The organism is Pseudomonas fitomaticsae, assembly GCF_021018765.1.
In the GTDB taxonomy this organism is placed as follows: domain Bacteria; phylum Pseudomonadota; class Gammaproteobacteria; order Pseudomonadales; family Pseudomonadaceae; genus Aquipseudomonas; species Aquipseudomonas fitomaticsae.
In genome coordinates, this window is the sequence record NZ_CP075567.1 from 3,098,595 (window position 1) to 3,122,278 (window position 23,684).

A 23,684-nucleotide genomic window follows, 5' to 3' on the forward strand; every position below is an offset into this window, starting at 1 on the left:
AGCTAACCGATTGAGCTGAAAGCAAAAAATGAAGAAGGGCTGGCCTTGGTCTACGGTGATAGTTGCGAACACACACCAGAAAACCAAGGACACAGCCCACATGGATCGTAGACGCCAAATTCTCCAGCATCAACAGCAACGTTTTCGCCGCCACGCTTCGAATTGTGATGCCTATGCTTTTTTCAACCTGCTCACGGCTCCCGAGTTGCTGCAGCGCGTTGAGTCAGCACTGCCAGAGCATCGGGAGCGCTTGTATCCGCCAACGGAAACTCTGTCGATGTTCCTGGCTCAAGCGATGAGTGCCGATCGCTCCTGCCAGAATGCCGTCAACGATTTCTCCATCAAGCGATCCTGTAGCGGCATGAAACCCAATAGCGCTCGCACGGGCGCCTTCTGTAAAGCCCGACAACGCTTGCCGGTAGAAATGGTATCCACGTTGGTTCGACATTCCGGTTCGTCTATCAGTGATCAGGCGCCGCCTTCGTGGCGATGGATGGGGCGACCTGTACGCCTTGTCGACGGGACAACCGTCTCGATGCCCGATACGGCTGCGAATCAGGGGGCCTATCCGCAATCTCGCGGGCAGAAAGTTGGCCTTGGTTTTCCGTTGTGTCGAGTGGTGGGCCTCGTTTGCCTCTCCAGTGGCGCCGTTTTAGATGCCGCACTTGGACGTTTCCGAGGTAAGGGCGGCGACGAACAGACGCTGCTCAGATCAATGCTCGGCACGTTGAAAACAGGCGACATCTTGTTGGGCGACGCTTACTACGCGACCTATTTTCTGCTGTGCGAGTTGCAGCGACGAGGTATCGATGGCGTGTTCGAACAATATGGCGCTCGACGGCGCAGCACGGACTTTCGTCTGGGCCAAAGTCTCGGTTCGGAAGACCACTTGATCGAATTGAAAAAGCCCGAAAGAAGGCCGCCCTGGATGAGTCAAACACATTACGAACAGGCCCCTGAAAGGCTGATAGTGCGAGAGTTGAAGACTGGCGGAAAAACGTTGGTGACCACCTTGCATTGCCCGAAGCAGACACCCAAAACAGCTCTCAAATCGCTGTACAAGGGGCGATGGCATGTCGAGTTGGACTTGCGAAATCTCAAGGCCACACTGGGCCTTGGAAGGTTGAGCTGCAAAACCCCGGGCATGGCGGTCAAGGAGTTATGGGTCTATCTGTTGGCCCACAATCTGATCCGAATGCTCATGACCCAATCGGCTCTGTTAGCGGACTGCTTGCCTCGCGAACTGAGCTTCAAACACAGCCTTCAGCTATGGCTGGCGCTACGACAATATGGGAGTCCTGAAGACGAGGATGGTCTGGCGAACTTACTGATGCTGATAGCGCAAAGACGCGTTGGAAATCGACCTGGTCGTATCGAACCGCGAGCCATAAAACGAAGACCTCAGGCCTACCCCTTGCTGACCAAGTCACGTCGGTCAGCAAGGGCTGAGGTCAGGAAAAACGGGCATGCTAAACATGTTAAGTAAGTGCCATTCGGGACAGATCTATTTTCACGCTCAGGCAGAACAGACCTTCCAGGCATTTTTCGATTTGATCCTCCAAACATTCGACAGGATTCGTCTATCGTCTAAAAAATCATCACAGGATCAAGATCAGGGAGCTGATCATGAATCGTCAGGAAGACCTGAACATCATCTGGAAGCGGATATTCTGGATTTTCATCGCCCTGTTGGTGCTGGCGATTATCGTCACCTACAGCCTGCCCGACTATAAAGTGCCCTTTATCGTTTGTATCGCCGGGAATATCGGGGGCTACGTCGGGTTTCACAGACGACTGTCGATACTCACCGATCCGGAAATCGAAAACCTCTCCAGATCATGGTTCGCCTTGATACTGCCCTCATTCATCGGCGGGATTCTGGCGGGGCTTCTGTATCTTCTGTTTCTTTCCGGTGTCATCAAGGGCGATCTGTTTCCGGTGATCGTTCCAGACGACGATCCGCAGTGCTTGAGGCAAATCTTCAACGATATTTTTTGCCAGCATGCGGAAGGGTATGCGGCCTACGCCAAGTTGCTGTTCTGGTCATTCGTGGCGGGCTTCAATCAAGACTATGTCGTTGACCTGATCGAGAACATAAAAGGCTCCGACAAAAAGGCGGATTGAAACAGTAGGGGACTGTTGCCAGGTTTCATTAAATGGAGACAGATCGATTATCGCGCCGGGGATAAATAGATCTGTCCCTTTCTTGCGTCGGGGATAAATAGATCTGTCCCATTCTTGTCCGGGTATCGCTAGATACGAGGTCGTTGCAGCTTGATCCACTCTTGTACCGTCGGGCGCTGCCATTGGCGCTGCGCGTAATCCTCCAGTTGAGCCGGCACAGTGTCCCCGTTGAGTATCAATCGGTTCAGCATCAATGCGAGGTCAACGTCGGCGATAGACCATTCACCAAAAAGGTAGTCCGGATTGTCGGTCAGCAGCCATTGAGCGACATCAATCAACTTTTGCCTGGCAGCCTCAGCCGACGCTGACAACGGACCGTATTTCTGACCATAGAACACGACAAGGGTAGAGCGCTCCTGTCGGATCGGGAGCAAATCACTGCGTAGCCACGCTTGAACTTGCCTCGCCGCGGCGCGTTTCTGTGGGTGCCGGGGGTAAACAGCTGTCTGGGGGAATACATCTTCCAGGTATTCCGTGATCGCCGATGATTCCGACAACGCAAAGTCGCCATGCACGAGGGAGGGGACTCTCTGAGTCAGCGAAAGACGGGCGTAGTCGCTGGCCTGGTTCTCCAGTTTGTCCAGGTCCAAGGTACTCATTTCGAACTCGATTCCCTTTTCTCGAAGGGTCACAAAGCACGACATTGCGTAGGGACTGGTGAATTGCGCATCGACGTAAAGGCGCAGTCTCGAGTCATTCATAGCGTCATCTCCATATGCAGAATGGATCACGCTAAAAGATTGGGCGCTTTAAATAAAATTCATGTTTTTTATGGGGGCATTCCTGTCAGGAATGCCGTATGTCCACGAATGACTCCGGACAAAAATGAGCTTGGCTCATCCACACCCGCAGCGGGTGAAAGCCACCGGCAATACCCTCATCATCTTCTTCACCCTTGAGTTCTGGCGTTGCCGACCAACTCGTTGAAGGGGTGGAGATTTTACGCTTTCTTTACGGATGCCACGTCACTCCCCAGAGATACTTGCCCCGATTTTTGTTCGTCCGTGTGGCCCGAGAATTCAAGGACCCTGGCGAATCGACTTGCCCAAGGATGGCATGCAACTTTTCCACGCCGTTCAAGAGAAGCGACCCTTGAGTAAAGCAAACGAAAATTCCCCCGCCAAAACTTCAGGAGCAGCCTTGCTCATTGCCGCCGTCGGCGTGGTTTACGGGGACATCGGCACCAGCCCCCTCTATACGCTCAAAGAAGTGTTTTCCGGCCACTACGGCGTTCAGCTCAACCACGATGGTGTGCTGGGCATCCTGTCGTTGATTTTCTGGTCGCTGATCTGGGTGGTCTCGATCAAATACGTGCTGTTCGTCCTGCGGGCCAACAACCAGGGTGAAGGCGGCATCATGGCACTGACCGCATTGGCTCGCCGCGCGGCGGCGCCTTACCCGCACATGAGCAAGGTCCTGGTGCTGCTCGGGCTGTTTGGTGCAGCGCTGTTTTACGGCGACAGCATGATCACTCCGGCCATTTCGGTACTCTCCGCGGTCGAAGGGCTTGAACTGGCCTTTGACGGCATTGATCACTGGGTAGTGCCGTTGTCTGTGGTGGTACTGGTGGCGCTGTTCCTGATCCAGAAGCACGGCACGGCGCGAATCGGCATTCTGTTCGGTCCGGTCATGGTGCTGTGGTTTGTGGTGCTGGGGGCACTCGGTGTGTACGGCATCCTGCAGCGTCCCGAGGTGTTGCAAGCGCTCAATCCCGTCTGGGCGGTGCAATTTTTTGTTGTTCATCCGGGCATGGGGGTGGCGATCCTGGGCGCGGTGGTTCTGTCATTGACCGGTGCTGAAGCCTTGTATGCAGACATGGGGCACTTTGGTCGCAAACCGATTTCCCGTGCCTGGTTCATGCTGGTCCTGCCGGGTCTTGCGCTCAATTATTTTGGCCAGGGTGCCTTGATCCTGGGTAACCCGGAAGCGGTGCGCAATCCGTTCTATCTGTTGGCACCCGACTGGGCGCTGTTGCCCATGGTCGCGCTCTCCACGCTGGCGACCATCATCGCTTCGCAAGCAGTGATCTCCGGTGCATTCTCCCTGACTCGCCAGGCCATCCAGCTGGGCTACGTCCCGCGCATGTTCATCCAGCACACCTCCAGCCAGGAGCAGGGCCAGATCTACATCGGCACGGTCAACTGGGCGTTGATGGTCGGTGTTGTGTTGTTGGTGATCGGCTTTGAATCTTCCAGTGCTCTGGCCGCTGCCTATGGCGTTGCCGTGACCGGAACCATGCTGATCACCACCATCCTGTCCGCAGCTGTCGTGCTGCTTCTGTGGAAGACGCCGCGCTGGCTGGCCATCCCGATGTTGTTCGGTTTCCTGTTGGTGGACGGTCTGTATTTCGCAGCCAACGCGCCGAAGATCCTGCAGGGCGGTGCGTTCCCGGTGATTGCCGGTATCGCTCTGTTCATCCTGATGACCACCTGGAAACGCGGGCGCAAGATCATCGTCGAGCGGCTGGACGAAACCGCGCTGCCGCTGCCGCTGTTCATCAGCAGCATTCGGTCCCAGCCACCTTTTCGGGTGAAGGGGACAGCGGTGTTCCTGACGGCGCGGGCAGACGCCGTTCCCCATGCCTTGCTGCACAATCTGTTGCATAACCAGGTGCTGCACGAGCAGGTGGTGCTGTTGACCGTGGTTTCCGAAGACAGCCCGCGCGTACCCGTCGATCGTCGTTTTGAAGTCGAATCCTATGGCGACGGTTTCTTTCGGGTGAACCTGCACTTCGGTTTTACCGAAGAGCCCGATGTTCCTCTGGCGCTGAGCCTTTGCCACCTGGCTGAACTGGACTTCAGCCCGATGCGCACCACGTATTTCCTCAGTCGGGAAACGGTCATCCCGACCAAACGCATCGGTATGGCCCGGTGGCGCGAGCATCTGTTCTCGTTCTTGCTCAAGAATGCCAACAGCAACCTGAAATACTTCCAGTTGCCGTTGAACCGGGTGATCGAGTTGGGTACTCAAGTCGAGATGTAGTGCTCACTCCAGCGCTCCAGGAGATTCACGACCGCGTCAAAATGTTCGTCACGGTCACGACTCGTCATCACTATTTCTCTTGAAGAGGTTGGGGCTGCTGAACAGAAAAGGGGATGTATTTTCTGAAAAAATAAGTTCCCTTTTCACACGATCGCACTAAAGCCTGACGCAGGTATTGAAGCAAAAAATGAGGCAGACCTTTTATCCCGTCACCGGATAACAGATCTGCCTCATTTTCATTTGTTCGTACGGGCAATCACACCGCTCATGTATTGATGTACCCCTGCTGCATACCGAGCCGAGCCGCGATATTTCGACCTCGGACGGACAGGTCTGCACACGATGTCCCTGTCGCGTAAATCCGCACTTTATGCCTCCATGAATGCACGTCGATTTCGAGGCCGGCACGATAGCCCATACCTGCCTGGGTCGCACTTTTTCCTGCAAAAAGTGCAACAGATCAATTATCACGCGAGTTGCGTGCTGGTTTTCCCTGACTTTCGCGGGGCTGTGTATCGCCCCTCAATCAACGTGGAAACAAGAACGTCACGGCGGCACGAAAGCCCCAGCCCTGGGGCCCGTCGCCGGATCGATCCAGCCAGTACCTCGGGCCTGCCTGGATCGTCAGGGGATGGCCGCCGATCTTCAGCAGTTGGGTGACGTTCAGATTGATCGGCACCGACCACTCGCGCGCCTGCCAGTCGTAGGTCGACTCGGTGTTGATGCCGTAAGTGGTGAGCGTCTTGGTGGTGTAGGACAGGAAGGGTTGCAGGAACGTCTGGTTGACCTTTTCCTTGTCGTCTGGCGGGCTGCCGTCCAGGCCCCAGATGTGGTTGGCGAGTATGCCGCGGGTCCAGCCATTGGATTGCTTGAGCGCCACGGCGGTCGGGCCCAGGCCCCATTGCTTGTTGCTCAGCAGATCGTCACTGCCGGTTGGAATCAACAGGGCAGGGCCGGCCCCCAGAATCCAGCCACTGTCGGTGGGTTTGCTGGGGGAGAAGAAAAAGCTTTGCGTGATATCCCCGACACCCGACTTGTCTGCCGCACCATTGGGGGCCAGGCCGTGCTGGTCGATGACCGGCAGGATGGTGCGCGAAATGAGGTTCCAGTCCTCGTTCAGCGTAAACGGCAGCACCGGCTGGATATTGGTCACGCTGTGCATGCCCTCGCCGGTGGGTCCCATCTTCTGATCCCAGTTGTACTGCACCGGCAGGCTGTACATGGCCGCGACAGGGTTGAGGGCTGCCTTGGCCAGTTCTGCGGAATCCTGAGCTTGTGCAAAACCGGCCTGTGCGGTGATCACCATGACAGACAATTGCGCGAGACGAACTCGTTGCATGGGTTCCCCCTGTGCAGGTGGCGGAAGCAACCCTCAATGGCGGTTGCTCCCGTTTCCCGCTGGTTTATTGCGCACTGACTTGAGTCCATGGCGGTGCAAACGTTGCCATGGATCGGTCAGCTCAGTTGACCACCTCAATAGGGGGGAACTTATAGCTCCCGGCCTGCACTTCCTTGCTCGGGCCATACAGGCGCATCACGATGTACGCATCTTTTTCCGGAATGGGCAGGTAATTCGGGTTGCTCTCATCACCCTTGGCACTCAGTTCGATGGTGTAGTTGCCATCGGCATCGGGCTTGAGTGTGCGGTCGCCGCGGCTGTGGCGGTTGATTGCGTTGTGGGCCATGAAGCGGTTGTCCGAGGCGTAGACCGTGAAGGACCAGAACTGGCTGACATCCGGTGCCTTGAAGGTGATTCGGTACGACTTGCCGTTGGCACCGTTGATGTTTTTGCCATCACTGGCAGTCCCTTCCTTGAGATAAACGCTTTCGTCCGGTGGCAGGCCCCACTGGCCCACGTAGGTTCCTACGGCAAACAGGTCGCGCGCTCCGTCACCCAATTGCTCGCGGGTGCCCAAGGACTTGGCGGACGTCAACAGGTTGGGAGCCAGATCCTTGATGTGCTTGAGGCCCAGCGCTTCTCCTTTCTTGGCGGCGGCCAGTTGCTCCTTGGTGAAGTCTTTCTTGCAGGGTTCCAGCCCGATCGCTTTGTATTGATCGAGCCATTTTTTGTCGGCCTTGCCCATGCTCCCGTCGCACAGGACAAAATCAACCCGTTGCAACCAGTTGGTCTTCGCCGGGTCCAGGTAGGTGCGCTCCTTGGCCTTGGGACCGGGTTCGCCCAGGTAGGCGGAGAGGGTCCGGACGTTCCAGTCGTCCATGTATTTGAGCGCGGTTTTCTGGTCTTCGGCGTCGGTGGCCATGATCCGGCCCATCAGTTTCACCAGGTTGGAGTCGACGCGGATCACTTCGGTAACGCTGGCCGGCACTTCGCCCTTCCAGTCCTGCGCCGCAAACATGAAGTGACCACCCTTTGTCTCGCGAGTCCGCGAGCCGATCATGGATGTCGTGTAGTGGCCCATGTCCATGGTGTGCAGAATCCAGTATCGACCCTTGTCCATGTCCGGCACGCTGATGATCACCGGCTCGGCGGCCACGTCGAGCCAGCCCTGCAAATGCAGGGTGTCGTTGTTGATGGTCGGGTGATCGGTGTAGGTGTCATCGGCCAGATGGCGGATGTTCTGGAAGCGGTTGAGCGGGGTGTGGGTCTTGACCGCCGTCTCGTAGAAGAACTTGTAGGCCTCGTCGATGGAGTAGCCATAGATGTAGGCGTCTTCGGCGAGTTTGTCGGGGATCTGCGCAAAGGCGGGTACGGAAAGCGAAAGCAGGGCTGCTCCAAGCACCATGGATTTCATCTTTACTCCTGGGGGCTGGCGGGGCAGCCCTGTCGTTCGATTATCGAAGGTGGCTGATCGTGTTCAAGGCGTGACGCGTTCGAAGTCCGGCAGTTTGAAAGTCTTGTTGTTGAAGGCTTCGGTCGGCCCGTAAAAACGCATGGCCGGCAACGGACGCTTGCCCGAGGTGGGAATCCAGTTGGCCTCCTCGCCTGGCGGGGCCGTTGGCCCGACATAGATCGTCACGCCGCCGTCGGGATTCTTCTTCATCTTCTCCACATCGAACGACGACAACGTGGTGCGGTTGTTGTCGCTGTAGATGAACGAGAACGTCGCGCGGTCGTAGACCGTCAGCGCCCAGAACTGCTTGACCGGCATGTCCTTGGGCACTTCGAGCTTGTAGAGCTGGCCGGCTTCCAGCGGTTTGCCGTCCTTGTCGGCCATCGCCATCTGATAGGAAGTGGCCGGCGAGTCACTGAGCACCTTGGGCATGTAGGTGCACCAGAAGTATTCCGCTGCGCGTTCGGTCAGGTCGATGCGGTCGTCGTAGATGAAATTGAACGTGCGGTTGGCATCGGGCTGCAACAGCGAGACGTAGTGCCGGTCTGGCCAATACACGCGCTTAGACATCTGCGTGTCGAACCATTCCTGAAGGTAGAACCAGGCATCGATCGCCGCTTGATGCATCGCCCGTTTCGCGGTTTCGTCCGGTGCGAACGGCTGGCCTTTGACGATACCCAGGGACGACAGCATGCCCATCATGACTTTGTCGTGCTCGCGTACCGGCTCGACGCTCATGATCGCGTGCATGTCCTCGAAGTGGCGTTCGTCGTAGAACGGCAGCGTCGGGTAGCGCTCATGAGCAGGGTCGATGAACTTCTGCTCGGGTGGCGACTTGGCTTGCGACAGGTCGTACATGCGCAGGCGTTTGGCATAGGCATAGGCATCTTTCGCCGTCTTGCCCGGTGGCGGGACCGAGCGGAAGGCAAGAGCAATGCGGTAGTTCGGCGAGCTGACGTGGATGTAGCCCTTGGGAATCGCACCCTTGTAGTCGGGTGCGGTGAACAGATACTTGCCACCTTTGCCTTTGTCGAGCCCGGCGGGGCCGACATCGGCGATCGTCAGTTGCCAGGCATCCACCACCTGGCCGTACAGGCTGCCGTCGGGACCGGCCTTGGGGATTTCCAGAACCACCGGGCCTTTGCGCAGGTCGGTGTAGGCAGCGATGTAAGGCGTGGTGCTGTTGGCGGTGATGGCTTCGAGCTGTGGGGTCGCTGTTGCCGAGTAGGCAATGATGTCGTTGTCCTTGTAGCCCAGATCTTTCTCGGCAGCGCGGCGAAACGAGTAAATGGCAATTGCCGGCATGTTCCAGAGAATGGCTTCAAAGGCACGCTGGTACTTGATCTGATAGTCGAAGTCCTTGACCGACGGGCTGGACCCCGGCGGCGGCTGCCCACCCAGAGGGTCAGTGGCGGCCTGCACCGAGGCGGCGCCGCTTGCGGTAAGCACCATCGCCAGCAGTCCGGGCAATAGAACATTGGCAACGTTCGATCTCGCGAGTGGCGGGGCCACACAGGTCATCAATCCTTTTACAACGCTCATGGTGGCTCCAGATACGTGGGTGACAGGAGGCAACGCGTCGACGACAACAGCAGGGCAGGCCGGATGGTTTCAGGGCTGGAAACAGGCACCCGCGCAAGTGTAGTCGACCGTGACGACTGCGCTACTCGCGCTCGATCGCACCGGGCAAATCTGACAATTAATGGGTGCTGAACTAGGCTGCGATCTGAACGCTCAGTCCTCACACCCGTGGCGCAAGGAAACCGGTTATGCGAAGCAGGTTGTTCGCCGTCCTGTTGGTCATTTGCGGTCTGTGCTGGTCGGCACTGTCATTGGCCGTGGACGAACCCAGGGCGGCTGATGATGCCGTCGAGCTGAAACTCGCCAACCGCAGCATCATGGTGTTCCGCGCCACGTTGCTGGGCGAGGCACCGGCTTCGCGGGCGAAACGCGCCAGAACCGTCATCAGCGAAGCACTCGATGAGTCGGATGCGCCGACGGTGGCCGTTGAGCCCCTTCAGGAAGACTACCTGGTGCTGTTGGGCAACCGGCGCGCATTTATCGTCGCGCCCAAGGACGTCGACGAACTCGAATACAGCTCTGTGCAGCAGGCTGCGCAGGGGGTGGCGGACAAGCTGCGGCTGGTGGTGGCGGAAACCCGCGAAGCGCGCAGCTTGCACCTGATGTTGCGCTCCGCCGGTCTGGCAGCCGTCGCGACGGGCATTTACCTGGCGTTGCTGTGGAGCCTCGCCTGGTTGCGGCGCCGGTTGCTGCAGCGCTTGCCCGACCTGATGCATCGGCACACCCGCGCACTGAAAGTGGGGCAGGTGCAGGTCATTGATGCCAACTACCTTTATCCGTTGGTGATACGCCTGTTCTGGCTGCTGCGCTGGCTGGTCATTCTGTTGCTGACGTATGAATGGCTGGGCTTTGTCCTTTCACGGTTTCCTTACACCCGGCCGTGGGGTGAAAGCCTCAACAACTACCTGATCGAAGTTGCCAGCTATCTGCTACAAGCGATTGTCGGAGCGATCCCCGGTCTGGGTGTGGCCCTGGCGATCTTTTTCATTGCCCGTGGCGCCTCGGCCTTCAGTCGACGGGTGCTCCGGCGCATGGCGACGCCGGGCACCTTCAGTTGGCTTAACTACGAAACCCTGCAACCGACTCAGCGCCTGACCTCGCTGGCGATCTGGCTGTTTGCACTGGCGATGGCTTACCCGTATCTGCCAGGTGCGGACACCGACGCGTTCAAGGGTTTGTCGGTACTGATCGGCCTGATGATTTCGCTGGGAGCCACCAGCGTAGTGGGCCAGGCGGCTGCCGGGTTGATCCTGACGTACACCCGCACCTTGCGCCCCGGCGAATTCGTGCGCATCGGCGAATACGAAGGCACCGTGACCGAACTGGGCATGTTCACCACCAGCATCCGCACGGGGCTGGGTGAAGTGCTGACCCTGCCCAATTCGATGATCACCGGCACCGTCACCAAGAACTATTCGCGCACCGTGCAAGGGGCGGGTTATGTGGTCGATACAGTCGTGACCATCGGCTACGACACCCCGTGGCGCCAGGTGGAAGCGATGTTGCTGGAGGCGGCACGGCGCACCCCCGGTGTCCTGCAGGACCCGCCGGCGCAGGTGTTCCAGACCGCACTGTCCGATTTCTACCCCGAATATCGTCTGGTGGCACAGGCCATTCCCAGCCTGCCGCGACCGCGCGCGGAGCTGCTGAGCATGCTGCACGCGAACATTCAGGATGTGTTCAACGAATACGGCGTGCAGATCATGTCGCCACACTATCTGGGCGATCCCGAGCAAGAAAAACGAGTACCCAAAGACAACTGGTTCGCGGCACCGGCCAAAGAACCGAAAGATACTTGACCGGCGTTGAGCGGGAGTCCGTCAGATGCTCGAATTTTTCCTGAACGCCCTGCGCGCCGATCCCGAAATCGCCGTGTTCCTGGCCATTGCTTCCGGTGTGTTCATCGGTCGCCTGCACATCGGCAGCTTCCACCTCGGCTCTGTGGCAGGAGCCTTGTTGATGGGCTTGCTGATCGGGCAGATCGGCCTGGAAGTGCCGGCAGGATTGAAGTCGATCTTCTTCGTGCTGTTCATTTACGCCGTCGGGTTCAAGAGCGGGCCGGAATTTTTCGGCAGCCTCAACCGAGGCACGCTGAAACTGGTGGTGCTGTCCGTGGTGCTGTGTGCCACGGCATTGGGTTCGATCCTGTTGATGAACGCGATCTACGGCTTCGACGCCGGCTTCACCGCCGGACTCGGCGCCGGCGCGCTGACCGACACCGCGATCATGGGCACCGCCACCAGCGCGCTCAACCAACTGCCGATCGACAGCGCCGCCAAAGCCACGCTCAACAGCCACATGGCCATTGCGTATGCGATCACCTACCTGTTCGGCACCATCGGCCTGATTGTCTTCGTCGGCAGCATTGCGCCACGATTGCTCGGGGTCGACCTCAAGGCCTCGGCGCGGGAGCTGGAACTGGAGCTGGGGATCGAGAAAGACGAGGACGCGATCACCGTTTCCTATACCCGCATTGTCGTGCGCGCCCATCAGGTGGCAGCCGTCGGCCAGGCCAGCGGACAGTCCATCGCCGAGCTTGAAAAACTGCACGACGCGCTCAGCATCGAGCGCGTGGTGAGGGGCGGGAGGGTTATCGAGCGCGATGAGAGCTTCGTGCTCATGGAAGGCGATATCGTCGGCGTGTATGCGTTGCGTGAGGCGGTCGGCACGCTCAGCCACTGGATTGGCCCGGAAATCGATCATCCGCAGTCGTTGTCGTTTCCAACCCGCGAGGCAGACATTGTCCTGACCTCGAAAGAATTCGCCGGCAAGACCCTGCACGAAGCCCGTGCTCAACTGAAAAACACCCAGAGGCTGGGCTGTTTTCTCAACACCATCACACGGCAAGGCTATGAGTTGCCGCTGCTGCCCAATACCGTCCTGCGTCGAGGCGACGTGATCCGCGTGACAGGGCGCACCGCCAGCGTCGAAGCGTTGGCGCAGCGCCTGGGGCGGATTCGCAAGCAGGGCTATAAAAGCGACATTGCGATGCACACCCTGGGCATGGTTCTGGGCGCATTGTTGGGGCTGCTGTCCACGCACATCGGCATGATTCCGGTGGAGTTGGGCATCGGCGGCGGGGTGCTGGTGGTGGCGTTGGCCATCGGTTGGTACAACTCGCGCCATCCGGAAATCGGCGCGCTGCCACCGGCTGCGCAATGGGCATTTTCCGAATTCGGCCTGACGGCCTTCGGCGCGGTTATCGGTTTGCTGGCGGGGCCCGCCGCGTTTGAGGCGATGAAGGAGCAAGGGCTGTCGCTGCTGATCTCCGGCGCCGTGGTAACGATTCTGCCGCCATTGGTGGCGTTGTATTTCGGCCGCTACATACTGCGCCTGCACCCGATGGTGCTGTTCGGCGGACTGGCCGGGGCGCAGACCGAAGCCGCGTCGATGAACAAGATCATCGAGCAGTCCGGCAGCAACACGCCGGTGATCGGCTTCACGGTTTGTTATGCGGTTTCCAACGTGCTGTTGGCTGTTTGCGGCCCCATCATCATTTTTGTGGTGGCGGGTTAGGGGCTCGCCGATTCAGCGTTGTATCGGCGGAAGTGGCCCCACAAACATCACCTTCAGCCGGTCACGTCCGATGACACGAGCCAGCTCTGCGATAACGCAATACATGAATATCAGCGTGATGAGCAGGATTTGCACCGCCCAGAACCGGGGCCAGTTCATCGAAGACCACAGCAGGGCGTTCGCATCCATGAAGCTCGGGGCTTCCTTCCAGTAGTCGTATAGCCGCTCCAGGTAATGGACGATCAGCGCGACCAGGTTGTACATGAGCGTCTTCCAGGTGACATTCCAGATCAGCGGCTTATCGGGAAAACGGTTGATGAAGGGCAGCATGTCCGCGACCAGTACCGACTTTCCGAGTATGAGCGACGCGATCAGAACGGAGGCTGAAACCGGAAGATCAACCCCCGACCCTTTGATCATGAGCGAACGGATCAAGGCAACGATATGCAAGATCACGAAAAAGAAAATCGTGGGTGGAAGCGCCTTCATGAATTCATGTTTGATTTTGTTTATCACCGGGCTCATATCGGCGTCCTTCAGAAGTCAGGAAAACGGTTAGCCGAGACAAAAGTGCCTCGGCATTGACGGCTCAAAAACGCCACGTCGCGCCGCCACCGATGATGTGCAGCGCAGCGTTTCGGTAGGTGCCAGACAGGGTTTCCCCGGAGCGGGACTTGGTCTGCTCGACGTCCATATCGCCGAGCCAGACAAGGGTGTAGGCCGCATGGACATCCAGCCCTTCATCGATCTTGTAATTCACGCCAGTCGCCAGACGCCAGGCCTCGCCCATGGGGTTGTCGACAGTGCGATCCTTGTCATCCACCGCCGAGCTGTCATACCCCAGCCCCATGCTCCAGCGCAGGCGTGGCGTCATCTGATATTGCGCCCCCATTGAAGCGTGCCAGGTGTCCTTGTATTTGCGGTCGGCGGTGCGGGTGACGTCGGCCGCATTGGCGTCGACCTCCACGCCGATTTCGCCGAACTGGCTCCAGTCCTGCCAACCGAGGCTGCCCAGCAGTTTCCATTGCGGACTCAGGTCGTGGGCGACGCTGAGCAGAACGGTTTGCGGCACCGACATGTCCAGCTCCAGTGAGTCGACGTCCAGGCGCCGTAACGCGGCATTGATGATCGGGTTATCGACCTTGCGCACGCTCGGGCTGTCCTTGAACTCCAGGTCGATCTTGCTCGTGTAGGCCAGGCCGATCTGCGTGCGTTCGCTCAGGCGATAAAGCAGGCCGAGATTGATGCCGGCGCCGACGTCGGTGTCCTTGTATTCGAGCTGGCCGTCGGGACTGTCGCGCAGCCCGAGCAGGTTGTTGTTGATCGCTGTTTCATTCCGGTAATAGGCGTACATGATGCGCGGGCCGATGCCGATGGACAGGTCATCAGTGAACTTGTGCGCCAGGGTCGGCTGAAAGGACACGCCAATGACGGCGGCCTCCTGATTGAAATATCGACCTGCCCAATCGTCGTCGTAATCCAGGGCCAGGCCAAAGTTGCCATACATGCCGAAACCGATGGCCGAGCGATCATCGATCTGGTGACTGACGAACAAACTGGCACCCGGCAAGTACTGCAAGGCATTGCCGCCTTCGTTGCCATCAAACTGATTATTGCTGTCGCGGGAGAAGCGCATGTGACCCAGAATCAACTGCCCGTTGGCGCTGATTTGCGTGCCTTTGAGTTCGGTGAGTCCGGCGGGGTTGCTCATCAATACACTGGGATCGGTCGCCAGAGCGGCGGCCCCGGCATTGGCCAGGCCATTACCTTCCTGGCCTGCTTCATAGATAAGAATGCCGCCGGCCTGAGCATTGCTGCTCAGCAAGCCAAGGGCCAGGACAGAAACACTGAGTCGGCAAGCGTATCGGCTTACGGTCATGGCGCGTCCTCTGCGAAATCATCTACACATTGAATGTCTGAACGGCGACTACCGGTTTTTTCGAGGTTGTCTTGAAGTCAGATAAACATTAGTAGTGATTGGATGTTCTGGCAGAGAAACGACGAGTGGTAGCTTTCAAGTGGCGACTTTGTGAGGTCGGTCGGGTGTGCTCGCGGGTCAGTCAGCGGGGCAGCGTCACCCAAGGCGCGCCTTCGGCAAAAGCGCCCTCGATCCAGTCCTTGAGCGCCGTAGTCGTCGCCGTGTTGAACCGCGCCGACGGCCGCACCAGATAAACCCCCGTGTCGGCATCCAGTTGCCACTCGGGAAGCACCCGCACCAGACGTCCCTCGCGCAAGTCTTTGGTCATCAACCAGTCGCCGCCGGCCAGAATCCCCACGCCCATACGCGCGGCACACAGCTGCGCTTCGTTGTCGTTGCTGACGAGACGGCTGCGGGCTTTGACGGTTTGTTTGTCATCACCGCGAGTCAGTCGCCATTCGGGATACGAATGCAACCCGGTAAACCCCAGGCAATGATGATCGGCAAGATCCGCCGGCGTTTTCGGCTCGCCGTGCTGTTGAAGATAGGAGGGCGCGGCACACAGGATTCGGCGGTGATCGCAGAGTTTCTTCGCCACCAGCCGATTGTCCGCCAGCTCGCCAATGCGGATCGCCGCGTCGAAACCCTCGGCGACGATATCGACGAAGCGCTCGGCATATTCAACCTCCAGCGCCACGCTCGGATGGGCCAAGGCAAACGCCGAAACGATATCCCCCAGCCACAGCCGCCCCATGGCGGCCGGCAGGGCGATGCGCAAACGCCCGCGAACTTCGGCGGCACCCTCGCGCGCATCCTGCTCCGCTTCGGCGATCAGGCTGACCGCATGCCCGAACCGCGCCACCAGCCGCTGCCCCTCATCGGTGAAACGCAATTGCCGGGTGGTGCGCTCGATCAGCCGCACCCCCAGCCGCGACTCCAGCGCGCTGAGCCGTTTCGACAGCACCGAGGGATGGCGCTGCAACGCCCGACCCGCCGCCGCAAACGAGCCGTGCTCGGCCAGGGCCAGCAGGGTGGCGACTTCATCGGCCTGACGGCTATCGAACAGATCCATGCAACGACAACCCTCGTGGATGACCCGAAAAAAGACTCAAGGCACCAGCACAACCGCCCCCGGCAAACCGCCCCGGTGCAGATCGGCATGGGCCCGGGCGGCGTCGGCCAGCGGATAACGACGCCCGACATTGGGCTGGATGATACCGGCGTCAATCGCTTGCAACACGTCCTTTGCGCGCTGCTGGTATTCCTCCGGCGTGGCGGTGTGGGCGGCGAGGGACGGTCGGGTCAGGAACAGCGAACCCTTGGCATTCAAGGTGCTGATCTCGACCGGCGCCGGCGCCCCCGACGCCATGCCGAACGACACCAGCAACCCGCGCGGGCGCAGGCAATTCAACGACGCCTCGAAAGACACCCGGCCAATCGGGTCGTACACCACATCCACTTTCTTGCCCTGCGTGATGTCGATCACCGCGTCGACCAGCGTCGCCGCATCGAACACCAACACCTCATCACAACCCGCCAACCGGGCCCGCTCGACACTCTCGGCGCCGGACACCACACCAATCACCAACGCCCCCAAATGCTTCGCCCACGGCACCATGATCTGCCCCAGCGCACCGGCCGCGCCGTAGATCAGCACCGTCGACCCCGGCCCGACCGGGTAAGTGGACTTGAGCAAATACTGCGCGGTGATGCCCTTGAACAGCACCGCCGCCGCGTCCTCGAAACTCAGGCTATCGGGAATCTTCACCAGCCGATTGGCCGGATAGAGGCGGGCGCTGGCATACGCGCCGATAGGGCCGGTGGCGTAAGCAAACCGGTCGCCGACCGCCACGTTCGTCACATCGGCCCCTACCGCCACAACCCGCCCGGCGCCCTCAAGCCCCAACCCGGAAGGCAACGCCAACGGCGCGGCACCGGAACGTTGGCTCAAATCGAGCGGGTTGACGCCAATGGCGAACTGCTCAAGCCAGACCTCGCCGGGGCCGGGTGTTTGAGCGGTGGATTGCTCAAGCTGAATGACTTGAGGCTCACCGGTTTGATGGATGACGGCGCTGGTGACCATGTTGAACGCTCCCTTACGTTGATCGTGGGGAGAGTCTAAAGGCCTGCCTCAGGAGCACTAGTCGGGTTGAATGCAGTTCATATGTGCACGTTGTGCAGCAATATATCGGGGGATCACAGCAGGGAATGCGACGCCCGCTTCAACGGGCGCCGCAGTACAGCTCAATCAGCCGATCTGCACAATCGGACCGGTCGGGTTGCCACCTGGGCCGTTTGGTTGAAGCGGGCCGAAGGTGAGCGTGACGATGTTCAGGGTGTTTTTGAAGGTCTCCGTGCCGCGCCCGCTGGATACTGAAGTGGCCCAGCGGACTTGGTTGTATCCGGCTTCGCTGGGAACACAAATACCCACTTCGCCTGGAAGCACCTTTTTAACCGTGAACTCCATGCTTTTCTTGCCATCGAAAATCTTGTTATTCCACCACCGCACGTTGGCGATCACATTGCTCGAAGCATCGATCACATCCAGCAGTTCGACGGTGAAAGTCGCCGACTCGATCGGGAATATCGTGTTGTTATGCAGTACGGGAGCTCCTTCTCCCGGTGTCGGATTAGGAGGGTAGTACTCCTGACCGTTCTGGTTGATCTGCAATGCACTAGGCAGATTCAAAGTGATCTGTACACCGTTCTGATCGAAGAGGGTGAAAGCTACAGCAGGTTGTTGAAGCAGAGTTGCGGTTTTTTCCTGAATAGCTTGGTTCATTGTAATTTCCTTATTCGCTATTTCCGTATGTGCTGAAATTCCATTGGCAAGGAATTTCTCCTGTGTACGCGACTCCATGCCTTGGAATCGCGGTTGCAGTTTTGATGCGACTTTTGACTCTGTCAAATGATGTAGCGAAGTAATCTAACGGAAAGCGGATTTAGAATTTTTAGTTAATGCGGACGGCTTTTTATTAAAAAATGCTCAGGTATTTTTAATCGAGAAAGGTTATGTTTTTTGATTGATATATAGCGAATGCTAATTTGCAACTATCCGTAGAAGCAGCCCGAGGGCCGCCTCTACCGGACGCGATTTGTTTAACTCAGCTCAACGTGATCCAGCGCCTGATTCACCGCCAGATCGGCAATCATCACAATCTGCGCAATACCGATCGCCGTCTTGCGATGCGACGGATCGAGCGTGGCCGCGAAATTACTCAGCATCTCACTGGCCGCCCCGAGGTTTTCGCTGGCATTGGCCAGCAAACACTCGGTGTTGAACTTCGGATTGGCCAGGTACATCCGCTCGGGCTCGTTCAAGGACGACATGATCCCGGCGGCGGGGAAGAGGTTGTGATCCAGCGCGCGCTCGGCGGCGTCGTGGAGTTTTTTCGAGTTTGGGGATTCGTAGGGGGAGGTGGGGTCGGTTTCGGGTGGGTTGGGTGTTGGTTTGATCATGATGTATCTCCTGGAAAGCAATCTAGGAGCCATCACCCTTCGCTACCAAACGTAAGGTGGTGGCCATGCTCAGGTTGGTAGACCGGTCCAGGAACCCGGCGCTTCCGAAGAAGCCCTGCGCACGGCCACCATAAAAAAGCAGAGACGAGAACGATCCCTGCAAAGAGGTGGCGCTATGCGCCTGGAAATACCGGGCTACCAAACCCGATCACTGATTTTCAGTGACCCCAGAACGATAAAAGCCGCATGCCAGGCGCACAAGCCGGCGGATTCTGGCGTAGTCGTAGGCAATGACGCAAGGCGTTGTAGCCTTGGGGAAGTTACGGCGGGTTGCTTTAAACGGAGATGTTTAAGAGCTCAAAGCCTGGAAGAAATTTCCTTCCAGATGTAGCCGTAGTTGTATCGCAGCCAGCGAACCAACGCCTTATCAAACTGCCTGCGAAACCAGTTGTTCTCCCTCGCTGCCAACCTTTCCTCGATCATTACCCTTAGCGAGTCCGGATCAAAGCCAGTCCATACCGGAGGCACAGCGGCCACAAGGGTGGTGAAGCACACCGGCGCGACCTCTGAATAAAGGATTTCGTAGAGCACGTCAGGATCGATGCCTCTGACCTTCGCAGCTACATAGTCGTATTCGACCGGCAAATCGTTGAAAGGCCAGGAGAGTGCAGCTCTGATGTCGGTCAGCTGCGGCTCAGTCAGAAGATGTCCCAAAACCAAAACTCCTTTAGTGCGCCACTCAGTGGATGAGGACAAGGGACGGGGATATTTCTTGAGAGATAGTACTGGGCTTTATTGGCAGAAAGGGAACGACGGGATTTTCAGGATTTCGGAAAGTGCGAGATTTAAGCGAGCCATTCGCGGTGGGCGAGAGCGCTTGGCTGGAACCAAGCGCTAAGGGTAGGGTGAGGCACTTACGGCGCCACCCTGATGTTTCAGTTTTTGCTGGCGTTCAGCTTGCGCAGTTCTTCGTAGGTCGCCGACTGGACGAACCAGAAGCCGGAAATGATGCACCAGCACAGGGTGCCGGCCACGAAGATACCCAGCGCCGGCAAGAACCCGCTGGTGAAAATCGCGACGATAGCGACCAGCCAGATGAATGCCAGGGAGAGATAGAGGACGGTGTTGTTGACGCTGATGACGAAGTCTTTCACGGGGCATATTCCTTGCGAGATCTAAAGAAATCCCCCTCTCCGGGGGACGCGTCAGCATGCTATCACAATGCCTTCATGGGCCAAGAGAATAGGATCTTCCTCTGAAAATAAATCTCTACTTTATTTCGTCCCGGGAGAATTCATTTTAGCCAGAACCAAGACTGAACTACCCGGTTTAGAGCCATCAGACTTGAGCTAACTGTATCGCTCAATATGCGTACCCCCAAACGTCATAGCGCTAATGGCATTGTGCTCCTATAGTGAATAAGTCATCAGCAAAAGGATGTCAAAATGGCCGCGCATAGTGATGCAACAGGTTACCTTTTAGCTCACAGGGATTCAGTCAACGAAGCGTGGTTTCACGCGGTGTGCGAAGCGGCAATAAACTCACTTGGAGGAAACCTCTCTCCAGACGAGCTTGAGCGTCTCTGGAGGCTTTTTTGCGGACTAGAAAACTTTGCACCAGTGGCAACTACTCCCCCTGCGCTAAAGACAAATGCACGTAATGCGATCCAACCGTTTCATCTGGAGACTCTGTCGGATTTCTCCGGATTCAAGAAGTTGAGTGGCACGCTGAGGCTGGATTTATCGAAACGTATTACACTGATTTTTGGTCGAAATGGGGCAGGGAAATCGAGCTTATGTCAGGCTCTTAAAATTTTGGCAAATCCAGAGAAGCCGAAAGAACCTCTGAATAATGTTCGCTCTTCTAGCAGAAATATTCCTTCCTTTAGTTATAAACTACGGGGTGGCTCAGTAGAAAATTGGACTGAGTTGGACGGGTTTGGTGGGCAGTCTCAGGCGCTAAAATATTTTGATTCGGCTGTCGCTCATAAACATATAAATAGTTCAATTTCACCAGAGGCAGTAGTGGAGTTGAGTGCATTTCGATTAGAGTGTTTCGACTATGCTCGGGAGTATTTGAAACAGTTTCAGGCTTACGGTGTGTCTAAGATTTTTGAATGCCGGCAAGATACCGATAAGAAAATTTCTGAAATTAAGCTGAGCGTTCATGCAGTTATAGATACAAATACTGGAGTTTTTAAGGATTGGAGTGCAATTAATTGCCAGCCTATGCTTTCTTGGATTGGAACGGTGAGCTTTGGTGAGGAGAGGCGCCTTCAAAAGACAGAAAAGCAGGCAAGGTTGGAACAACTTAGGGGGGCGACGAGCGCAGAGGGGCAGCAAGCCCTCAGTCTGAAAAAAAGTTTGCTAGGCCAAATAAAGCAATCGCTATCAAATTTTGTGCAGCAATGTATAGGTTTTTCATATCCTGCCTATAGCCAGATAGTTTTTTCAATCCAGCAAAAACATGCTGCAAGCGTTGAACTGGCAGGTGTAGTATTCTCCAAAGAATTGGATGTGACGGTTCAGCAGAGGTTTCTATCTGCAGCTGCTGCATTACAGCCATTTGTTCCCGCTGAGACCTGTCCATTATGTCGCCAAAAACTAGAGGGTCAAGCTAAGGCGCTCTTCCAAGCCTTCCATAATCACTTGACTTCAACTATGCAAGCGGAGCTTTCCGTACTAAATGTTCAGCAGAAAGATGAGCAATCCAAGAAAGAAATGATCGAGAACTTCGCAGAGATAAATTATTCACAGTATTCGAGTGTTTTGGATATTGATTTCCTGCGTGCTATTTCAGATCTGATTAAATTAGTCAAGGCTTCATTGCAAGCGCCTGTAATTGATCAGGCTGCGCTCGGTAATTATTCTCGGTATGTCGAGCTGAACTCTTTCGTTGAGACTATAAATGCAGAACACAACAAGGTCGCCTCAGCTTTGACGTTGGCGTCGAATGGATTGCAAGCTCTGAACGAGGAAATTTCAAAGCTCACAACGGAAATTGGTGCGCTCAGCATAGGCGAAGCCGCATATTCCGTGCGTCCTCAAATCGAGGCGATATGCCAAAACGCAATCCACTTTGCAAGCGCCGCCAATATTGTGGAGTCTTATAACTTCACTTCGCGCCTGTCAGCGCTGACCGCACGAAAGAAGGATGCGCATACAGCGCTGGTGCTAAGTTCGTTTGTACCGTATTTGGACGCGGAGTATCGGAAACTTTGTGGAGCCTCACTTGAGCAAATCGGTGTGCGTCTTGCTAACCAAGGGGCTGATGCGATAGTCCTCCCGAAGATTGGTGATGAGCTGGTGCATCGCGTGCTGAGTGAAGGTGAACTGAAGATTCATGCGCTTGCCCTGTTCATGTGTGAGGCAACGGTCGCACCGCATCAGGTTCTGGTTCTAGATGATCCAGTGACCAGCTTTGACTACAACTATATTTCTAATTTTTGTGAGCGTCTGCGTGACTACGCTAAAGATAATACACAATCACAACTCATCGTACTGACACACAATTGGGATTTCTTTGCGAACCTCCAGGCTACTTTAAATGGCTCGGGCCTGAGTGGATCCTTCTCAGTACAAGTGCTGGAAGACTGTTCGACGGTGTCCGAATACGTAGAGAAGTGGGAGGAGTTGTGTTTGCAGATTGATGGCTACATTGACCCGCAGGTAGAGATCAGCCCTGATGAAAAATCCAAGCTTTCTGCTCTGCTAAGGCGTTTGGTGGAGAGACTTACGAATGCATATGTGTTCAATGAACAACGCCACCAGTACAAAATCAGAGCGTTGCAGGTCTCCAACTTTAAGGAGTTTGTGAAACTGGTGCCATTGCTTCCGGCAGAGGCGGACAGACTTAAAGATTTGTATGCCAACCTCAGCCCGCTTGAACATGATGATATACGAAACTATTATTCCACTAAGTCTATATATCAATTTGGCAGTTGGTATGGTGAGATTAAGGCAATAAAAAATGCAGTTGAGGCGCGTCGTACTTAGCGCGTGATGGTCAAGGGTGACGGTGGTGTGATTTTTTCTAAACATGGCTAATGTCACTTCTGTCATATGATTGGGGCGAAGAATGTTTCTAAAAATAGGGGGCTATTTCAGAAATAACTGCCCCCATAGGTGTTTTATATTAACAAATAATGTAAAGGCTCTATAATGGCAGAGACTGCTAAAGCGGTTAAGGCTCATGGCTCCTACGAGGCGCGAGACCTGATTTCGTATCTTTCTATAATTTACTCACTTTCCGATGAGCCTACTGGTCCACGCTGTTATCGTGGCCAGTCTGTTAGTTCCTGGAAAGTCAAGCCTTCTGTGATGAGGGAGCTGAAGTCTGATGCGGAACGTCAGATACTTAGCGAACTTTTAGTAGAGGCACCGAATGAGTTTGGTTCAGATAAAAGCATGTTTGATAAGTTGGTCCGCGCACAACATTATAGCCTGCCTACACGACTTCTTGATGTTACTTTAAATCCACTTGTAGGGTTGTACTTTGCGTGCGAAGAAGAGAGATTTCAGTCTGAAGATGGTGTGGTTCAAGTATTTGACTTTCAGAAAGGTAGGGAAAAGTTTTCAGATAGTGATACGGTTAGTATTATATGTAATTTATCTAGGCTTTCTGATGTCGAAAAAAAGAAAATAATTAATAGATACGATATAGTTGGTCCAAGAGTGGCGGATTGGAGCGAGTTGAATAAGAAAATGTTTAGGCTGATGCCAGAGGTGAAGAGGTTGATGCAATTTGTGCGGGTTGAGAAACCCTATTTTCTAGATAAGATCAATCCATTGGATTTATTCAGATATTACTTTGTTTATCCTTCAAAAAACAATAGGCGAGTAATAGCTCAATCGGGTGCATTTATAGCTGCTGGGCTTTTGCAATATCATTCGCTCGAACAGTCGGCTGGGCTGAAGCACAAAAAAATTATAATTCCATATCAATGTAAAAAGAAAATAGTAACTCAGCTTGATGCTTTGAATATCAACTCAAGAACTATGTTTCCTGAGGTTGAATTCACTTCGAAATACATAAAGAAGAAGTGGGTCATTGGTTCGGATTGATTTTGTAGATGCTTTACAATTTTTTTTGGCCTCTTATGCCTTGGTTTTCAGAGGTGAGGGAGAAAAGGTTTTTGAAGAGAAGGTGACAGATTTTTTTCAGGAAATAAATCTGTCACGATTTATAATCGTTTTTTTACGTGTGCTAGAAAAGTAAATCGCCGCGCTTCGCTTTTTGTTTTTGCAATTAAT

The 23,684-nt window shown here is 55.8% G+C and carries 19 protein-coding genes; 7 read left to right on the plus strand and 12 right to left on the minus strand.

Annotated features, from left to right (window positions below):
• Nucleotides 1-100 precede the first annotated feature (100 nt).
• Together KJY40_RS13975 and KJY40_RS13980 are read left to right on the plus strand one after the other, a co-directional pair.
• Nucleotides 101-1,486 carry an IS4 family transposase gene (locus KJY40_RS13975; protein ID WP_230731992.1) on the plus strand — a complete coding sequence of 462 codons (1,386 nt, stop codon included), beginning with the start codon at nucleotides 101-103 and terminating at the stop codon, nucleotides 1,484-1,486.
• 140 nt (nucleotides 1,487-1,626) lie between these two features.
• A complete protein-coding gene (locus KJY40_RS13980) occupies nucleotides 1,627-2,124 on the plus strand; it encodes a hypothetical protein (protein ID WP_230737504.1) in 498 nt (165 codons plus the stop codon).
• Nucleotides 2,125-2,252: 128 nt separating this feature from the next.
• On the opposite strand, the gene yfcF is transcribed toward KJY40_RS13980, so the two are convergent.
• A complete protein-coding gene (gene yfcF, locus KJY40_RS13985; RefSeq protein ID WP_230737505.1) occupies nucleotides 2,253-2,885 on the minus strand; it encodes a glutathione transferase in 633 nt (210 codons plus the stop codon).
• A gap of 355 nt (nucleotides 2,886-3,240) precedes the next feature.
• Between yfcF and KJY40_RS13990 the strand changes: the two genes are divergently transcribed.
• Nucleotides 3,241-5,166 (plus strand): potassium transporter Kup, encoded by a 1,926-nt coding sequence (locus KJY40_RS13990; RefSeq protein ID WP_407681994.1) that lies wholly within the window; start codon nucleotides 3,241-3,243, stop codon nucleotides 5,164-5,166.
• 526 nt (nucleotides 5,167-5,692) lie between these two features.
• Here KJY40_RS13990 and KJY40_RS13995 read toward each other — a convergent pair.
• The 3 genes from KJY40_RS13995 to KJY40_RS14005 all read right to left on the minus strand — a co-directional run bounded on the left by KJY40_RS13995 (nucleotide 5,693) and on the right by KJY40_RS14005 (nucleotide 9,500).
• Complete coding sequence (locus KJY40_RS13995) at nucleotides 5,693-6,472, minus strand: transporter (protein WP_407682001.1); 780 nt, start codon at nucleotides 6,470-6,472, stop codon at nucleotides 5,693-5,695.
• 154 nt (nucleotides 6,473-6,626) lie between these two features.
• Nucleotides 6,627-7,919 (minus strand): DUF1254 domain-containing protein, encoded by a 1,293-nt coding sequence (locus tag KJY40_RS14000; protein ID WP_230737510.1) that lies wholly within the window; start codon nucleotides 7,917-7,919, stop codon nucleotides 6,627-6,629.
• A gap of 63 nt (nucleotides 7,920-7,982) precedes the next feature.
• Nucleotides 7,983-9,500: a DUF1254 domain-containing protein gene (locus KJY40_RS14005; protein WP_230737511.1), complete on the minus strand. Its 1,518-nt coding sequence runs from the start codon at nucleotides 9,498-9,500 to the stop codon at nucleotides 7,983-7,985.
• Between the two features lie 227 nt (nucleotides 9,501-9,727).
• On the opposite strand from KJY40_RS14005, the gene KJY40_RS14010 reads away from it, so the two are divergent.
• Nucleotides 9,728-11,338 carry a mechanosensitive ion channel family protein gene (locus KJY40_RS14010; protein WP_230737512.1) on the plus strand — a complete coding sequence of 537 codons (1,611 nt, stop codon included), beginning with the start codon at nucleotides 9,728-9,730 and terminating at the stop codon, nucleotides 11,336-11,338.
• A gap of 25 nt (nucleotides 11,339-11,363) precedes the next feature.
• On the plus strand, nucleotides 11,364-13,055 hold the full coding sequence (aspT, locus tag KJY40_RS14015; protein ID WP_230737513.1) for an aspartate-alanine antiporter: 1,692 nt from the start codon (nucleotides 11,364-11,366) through the stop codon (nucleotides 13,053-13,055).
• Between the two features lie 12 nt (nucleotides 13,056-13,067).
• Here aspT and KJY40_RS14020 read toward each other — a convergent pair whose 3' ends face one another.
• The 8 genes from KJY40_RS14020 to KJY40_RS14055 form a co-directional block, all read right to left on the minus strand.
• The gene (locus KJY40_RS14020; protein ID WP_230737514.1) at nucleotides 13,068-13,580 is read right to left on the minus strand and encodes a hypothetical protein; all 513 of its coding nucleotides are present in this window, start codon (nucleotides 13,578-13,580) and stop codon (nucleotides 13,068-13,070) included.
• 64 nt (nucleotides 13,581-13,644) lie between these two features.
• Nucleotides 13,645-14,934: an OmpP1/FadL family transporter gene (locus KJY40_RS14025; RefSeq protein WP_230737515.1), complete on the minus strand. Its 1,290-nt coding sequence runs from the start codon at nucleotides 14,932-14,934 to the stop codon at nucleotides 13,645-13,647.
• Nucleotides 14,935-15,115: 181 nt separating this feature from the next.
• On the minus strand, nucleotides 15,116-16,045 hold the full coding sequence (locus KJY40_RS14030; protein WP_230737517.1) for a LysR family transcriptional regulator: 930 nt from the start codon (nucleotides 16,043-16,045) through the stop codon (nucleotides 15,116-15,118).
• A gap of 36 nt (nucleotides 16,046-16,081) precedes the next feature.
• Nucleotides 16,082-17,056, minus strand: coding sequence for a quinone oxidoreductase family protein (locus tag KJY40_RS14035; RefSeq protein WP_230737518.1), 975 nt, complete (start codon nucleotides 17,054-17,056; stop codon nucleotides 16,082-16,084).
• A 165-nt stretch (nucleotides 17,057-17,221) separates the two neighbouring features.
• Nucleotides 17,222-17,755, minus strand: coding sequence for a hypothetical protein (locus KJY40_RS14040; protein ID WP_230737519.1), 534 nt, complete (start codon nucleotides 17,753-17,755; stop codon nucleotides 17,222-17,224).
• A 317-nt stretch (nucleotides 17,756-18,072) separates the two neighbouring features.
• The gene (locus KJY40_RS14045; RefSeq protein ID WP_230737520.1) at nucleotides 18,073-18,432 is read right to left on the minus strand and encodes a DUF6124 family protein; all 360 of its coding nucleotides are present in this window, start codon (nucleotides 18,430-18,432) and stop codon (nucleotides 18,073-18,075) included.
• A gap of 357 nt (nucleotides 18,433-18,789) precedes the next feature.
• Nucleotides 18,790-19,146 (minus strand): DUF7079 family protein, encoded by a 357-nt coding sequence (locus KJY40_RS14050; protein WP_230737521.1) that lies wholly within the window; start codon nucleotides 19,144-19,146, stop codon nucleotides 18,790-18,792.
• Between the two features lie 221 nt (nucleotides 19,147-19,367).
• The gene (locus tag KJY40_RS14055; RefSeq protein ID WP_011333849.1) at nucleotides 19,368-19,586 is read right to left on the minus strand and encodes a hypothetical protein; all 219 of its coding nucleotides are present in this window, start codon (nucleotides 19,584-19,586) and stop codon (nucleotides 19,368-19,370) included.
• A 291-nt stretch (nucleotides 19,587-19,877) separates the two neighbouring features.
• Between KJY40_RS14055 and KJY40_RS14060 the strand changes: the two genes are divergently transcribed.
• Nucleotides 19,878-22,427, plus strand: a complete 2,550-nt coding sequence (locus KJY40_RS14060; protein ID WP_230737522.1) for an AAA family ATPase — start codon at nucleotides 19,878-19,880, stop codon at nucleotides 22,425-22,427.
• 165 nt (nucleotides 22,428-22,592) lie between these two features.
• Nucleotides 22,593-23,495 (plus strand): FRG domain-containing protein, encoded by a 903-nt coding sequence (locus KJY40_RS14065; RefSeq protein ID WP_230737523.1) that lies wholly within the window; start codon nucleotides 22,593-22,595, stop codon nucleotides 23,493-23,495.
• The last annotated feature ends 189 nt before the right edge of the window (nucleotides 23,496-23,684 follow it).

Excerpts from the sequence above, each read along its gene's own strand:
- yfcF (WP_230737505.1), bottom strand. The coding sequence starts at position 2,885 with ATGAATGACTCGAGACTGCGCCTTTACGTCGATGCGCAATTCACCAGT.
- KJY40_RS13975 (WP_230731992.1), top strand. The coding sequence starts at position 101 with ATGGATCGTAGACGCCAAATTCTCCAGCATCAACAGCAACGTTTTCGC.
- KJY40_RS14025 (WP_230737515.1), bottom strand. The coding sequence starts at position 14,934 with ATGACCGTAAGCCGATACGCTTGCCGACTCAGTGTTTCTGTCCTGGCC.
- KJY40_RS13990 (WP_407681994.1), top strand. The coding sequence starts at position 3,241 with ATGCAACTTTTCCACGCCGTTCAAGAGAAGCGACCCTTGAGTAAAGCA.
- KJY40_RS14030 (WP_230737517.1), bottom strand. The coding sequence starts at position 16,045 with ATGGATCTGTTCGATAGCCGTCAGGCCGATGAAGTCGCCACCCTGCTG.
- KJY40_RS14040 (WP_230737519.1), bottom strand. The coding sequence starts at position 17,755 with ATGAACCAAGCTATTCAGGAAAAAACCGCAACTCTGCTTCAACAACCT.
- KJY40_RS14035 (WP_230737518.1), bottom strand. The coding sequence starts at position 17,056 with ATGGTCACCAGCGCCGTCATCCATCAAACCGGTGAGCCTCAAGTCATT.
- KJY40_RS14010 (WP_230737512.1), top strand. The coding sequence starts at position 9,728 with ATGCGAAGCAGGTTGTTCGCCGTCCTGTTGGTCATTTGCGGTCTGTGC.
- KJY40_RS13995 (WP_407682001.1), bottom strand. The coding sequence starts at position 6,472 with ATGGTGATCACCGCACAGGCCGGTTTTGCACAAGCTCAGGATTCCGCA.
- KJY40_RS14000 (WP_230737510.1), bottom strand. The coding sequence starts at position 7,919 with ATGAAATCCATGGTGCTTGGAGCAGCCCTGCTTTCGCTTTCCGTACCC.
- KJY40_RS13980 (WP_230737504.1), top strand. The coding sequence starts at position 1,627 with ATGAATCGTCAGGAAGACCTGAACATCATCTGGAAGCGGATATTCTGG.
- KJY40_RS14005 (WP_230737511.1), bottom strand. The coding sequence starts at position 9,500 with ATGAGCGTTGTAAAAGGATTGATGACCTGTGTGGCCCCGCCACTCGCG.
- aspT (WP_230737513.1), top strand. The coding sequence starts at position 11,364 with ATGCTCGAATTTTTCCTGAACGCCCTGCGCGCCGATCCCGAAATCGCC.
- KJY40_RS14020 (WP_230737514.1), bottom strand. The coding sequence starts at position 13,580 with ATGAGCCCGGTGATAAACAAAATCAAACATGAATTCATGAAGGCGCTT.
- KJY40_RS14065 (WP_230737523.1), top strand. The coding sequence starts at position 22,593 with ATGGCAGAGACTGCTAAAGCGGTTAAGGCTCATGGCTCCTACGAGGCG.
- KJY40_RS14060 (WP_230737522.1), top strand. The coding sequence starts at position 19,878 with ATGGCCGCGCATAGTGATGCAACAGGTTACCTTTTAGCTCACAGGGAT.
- KJY40_RS14045 (WP_230737520.1), bottom strand. The coding sequence starts at position 18,432 with ATGATCAAACCAACACCCAACCCACCCGAAACCGACCCCACCTCCCCC.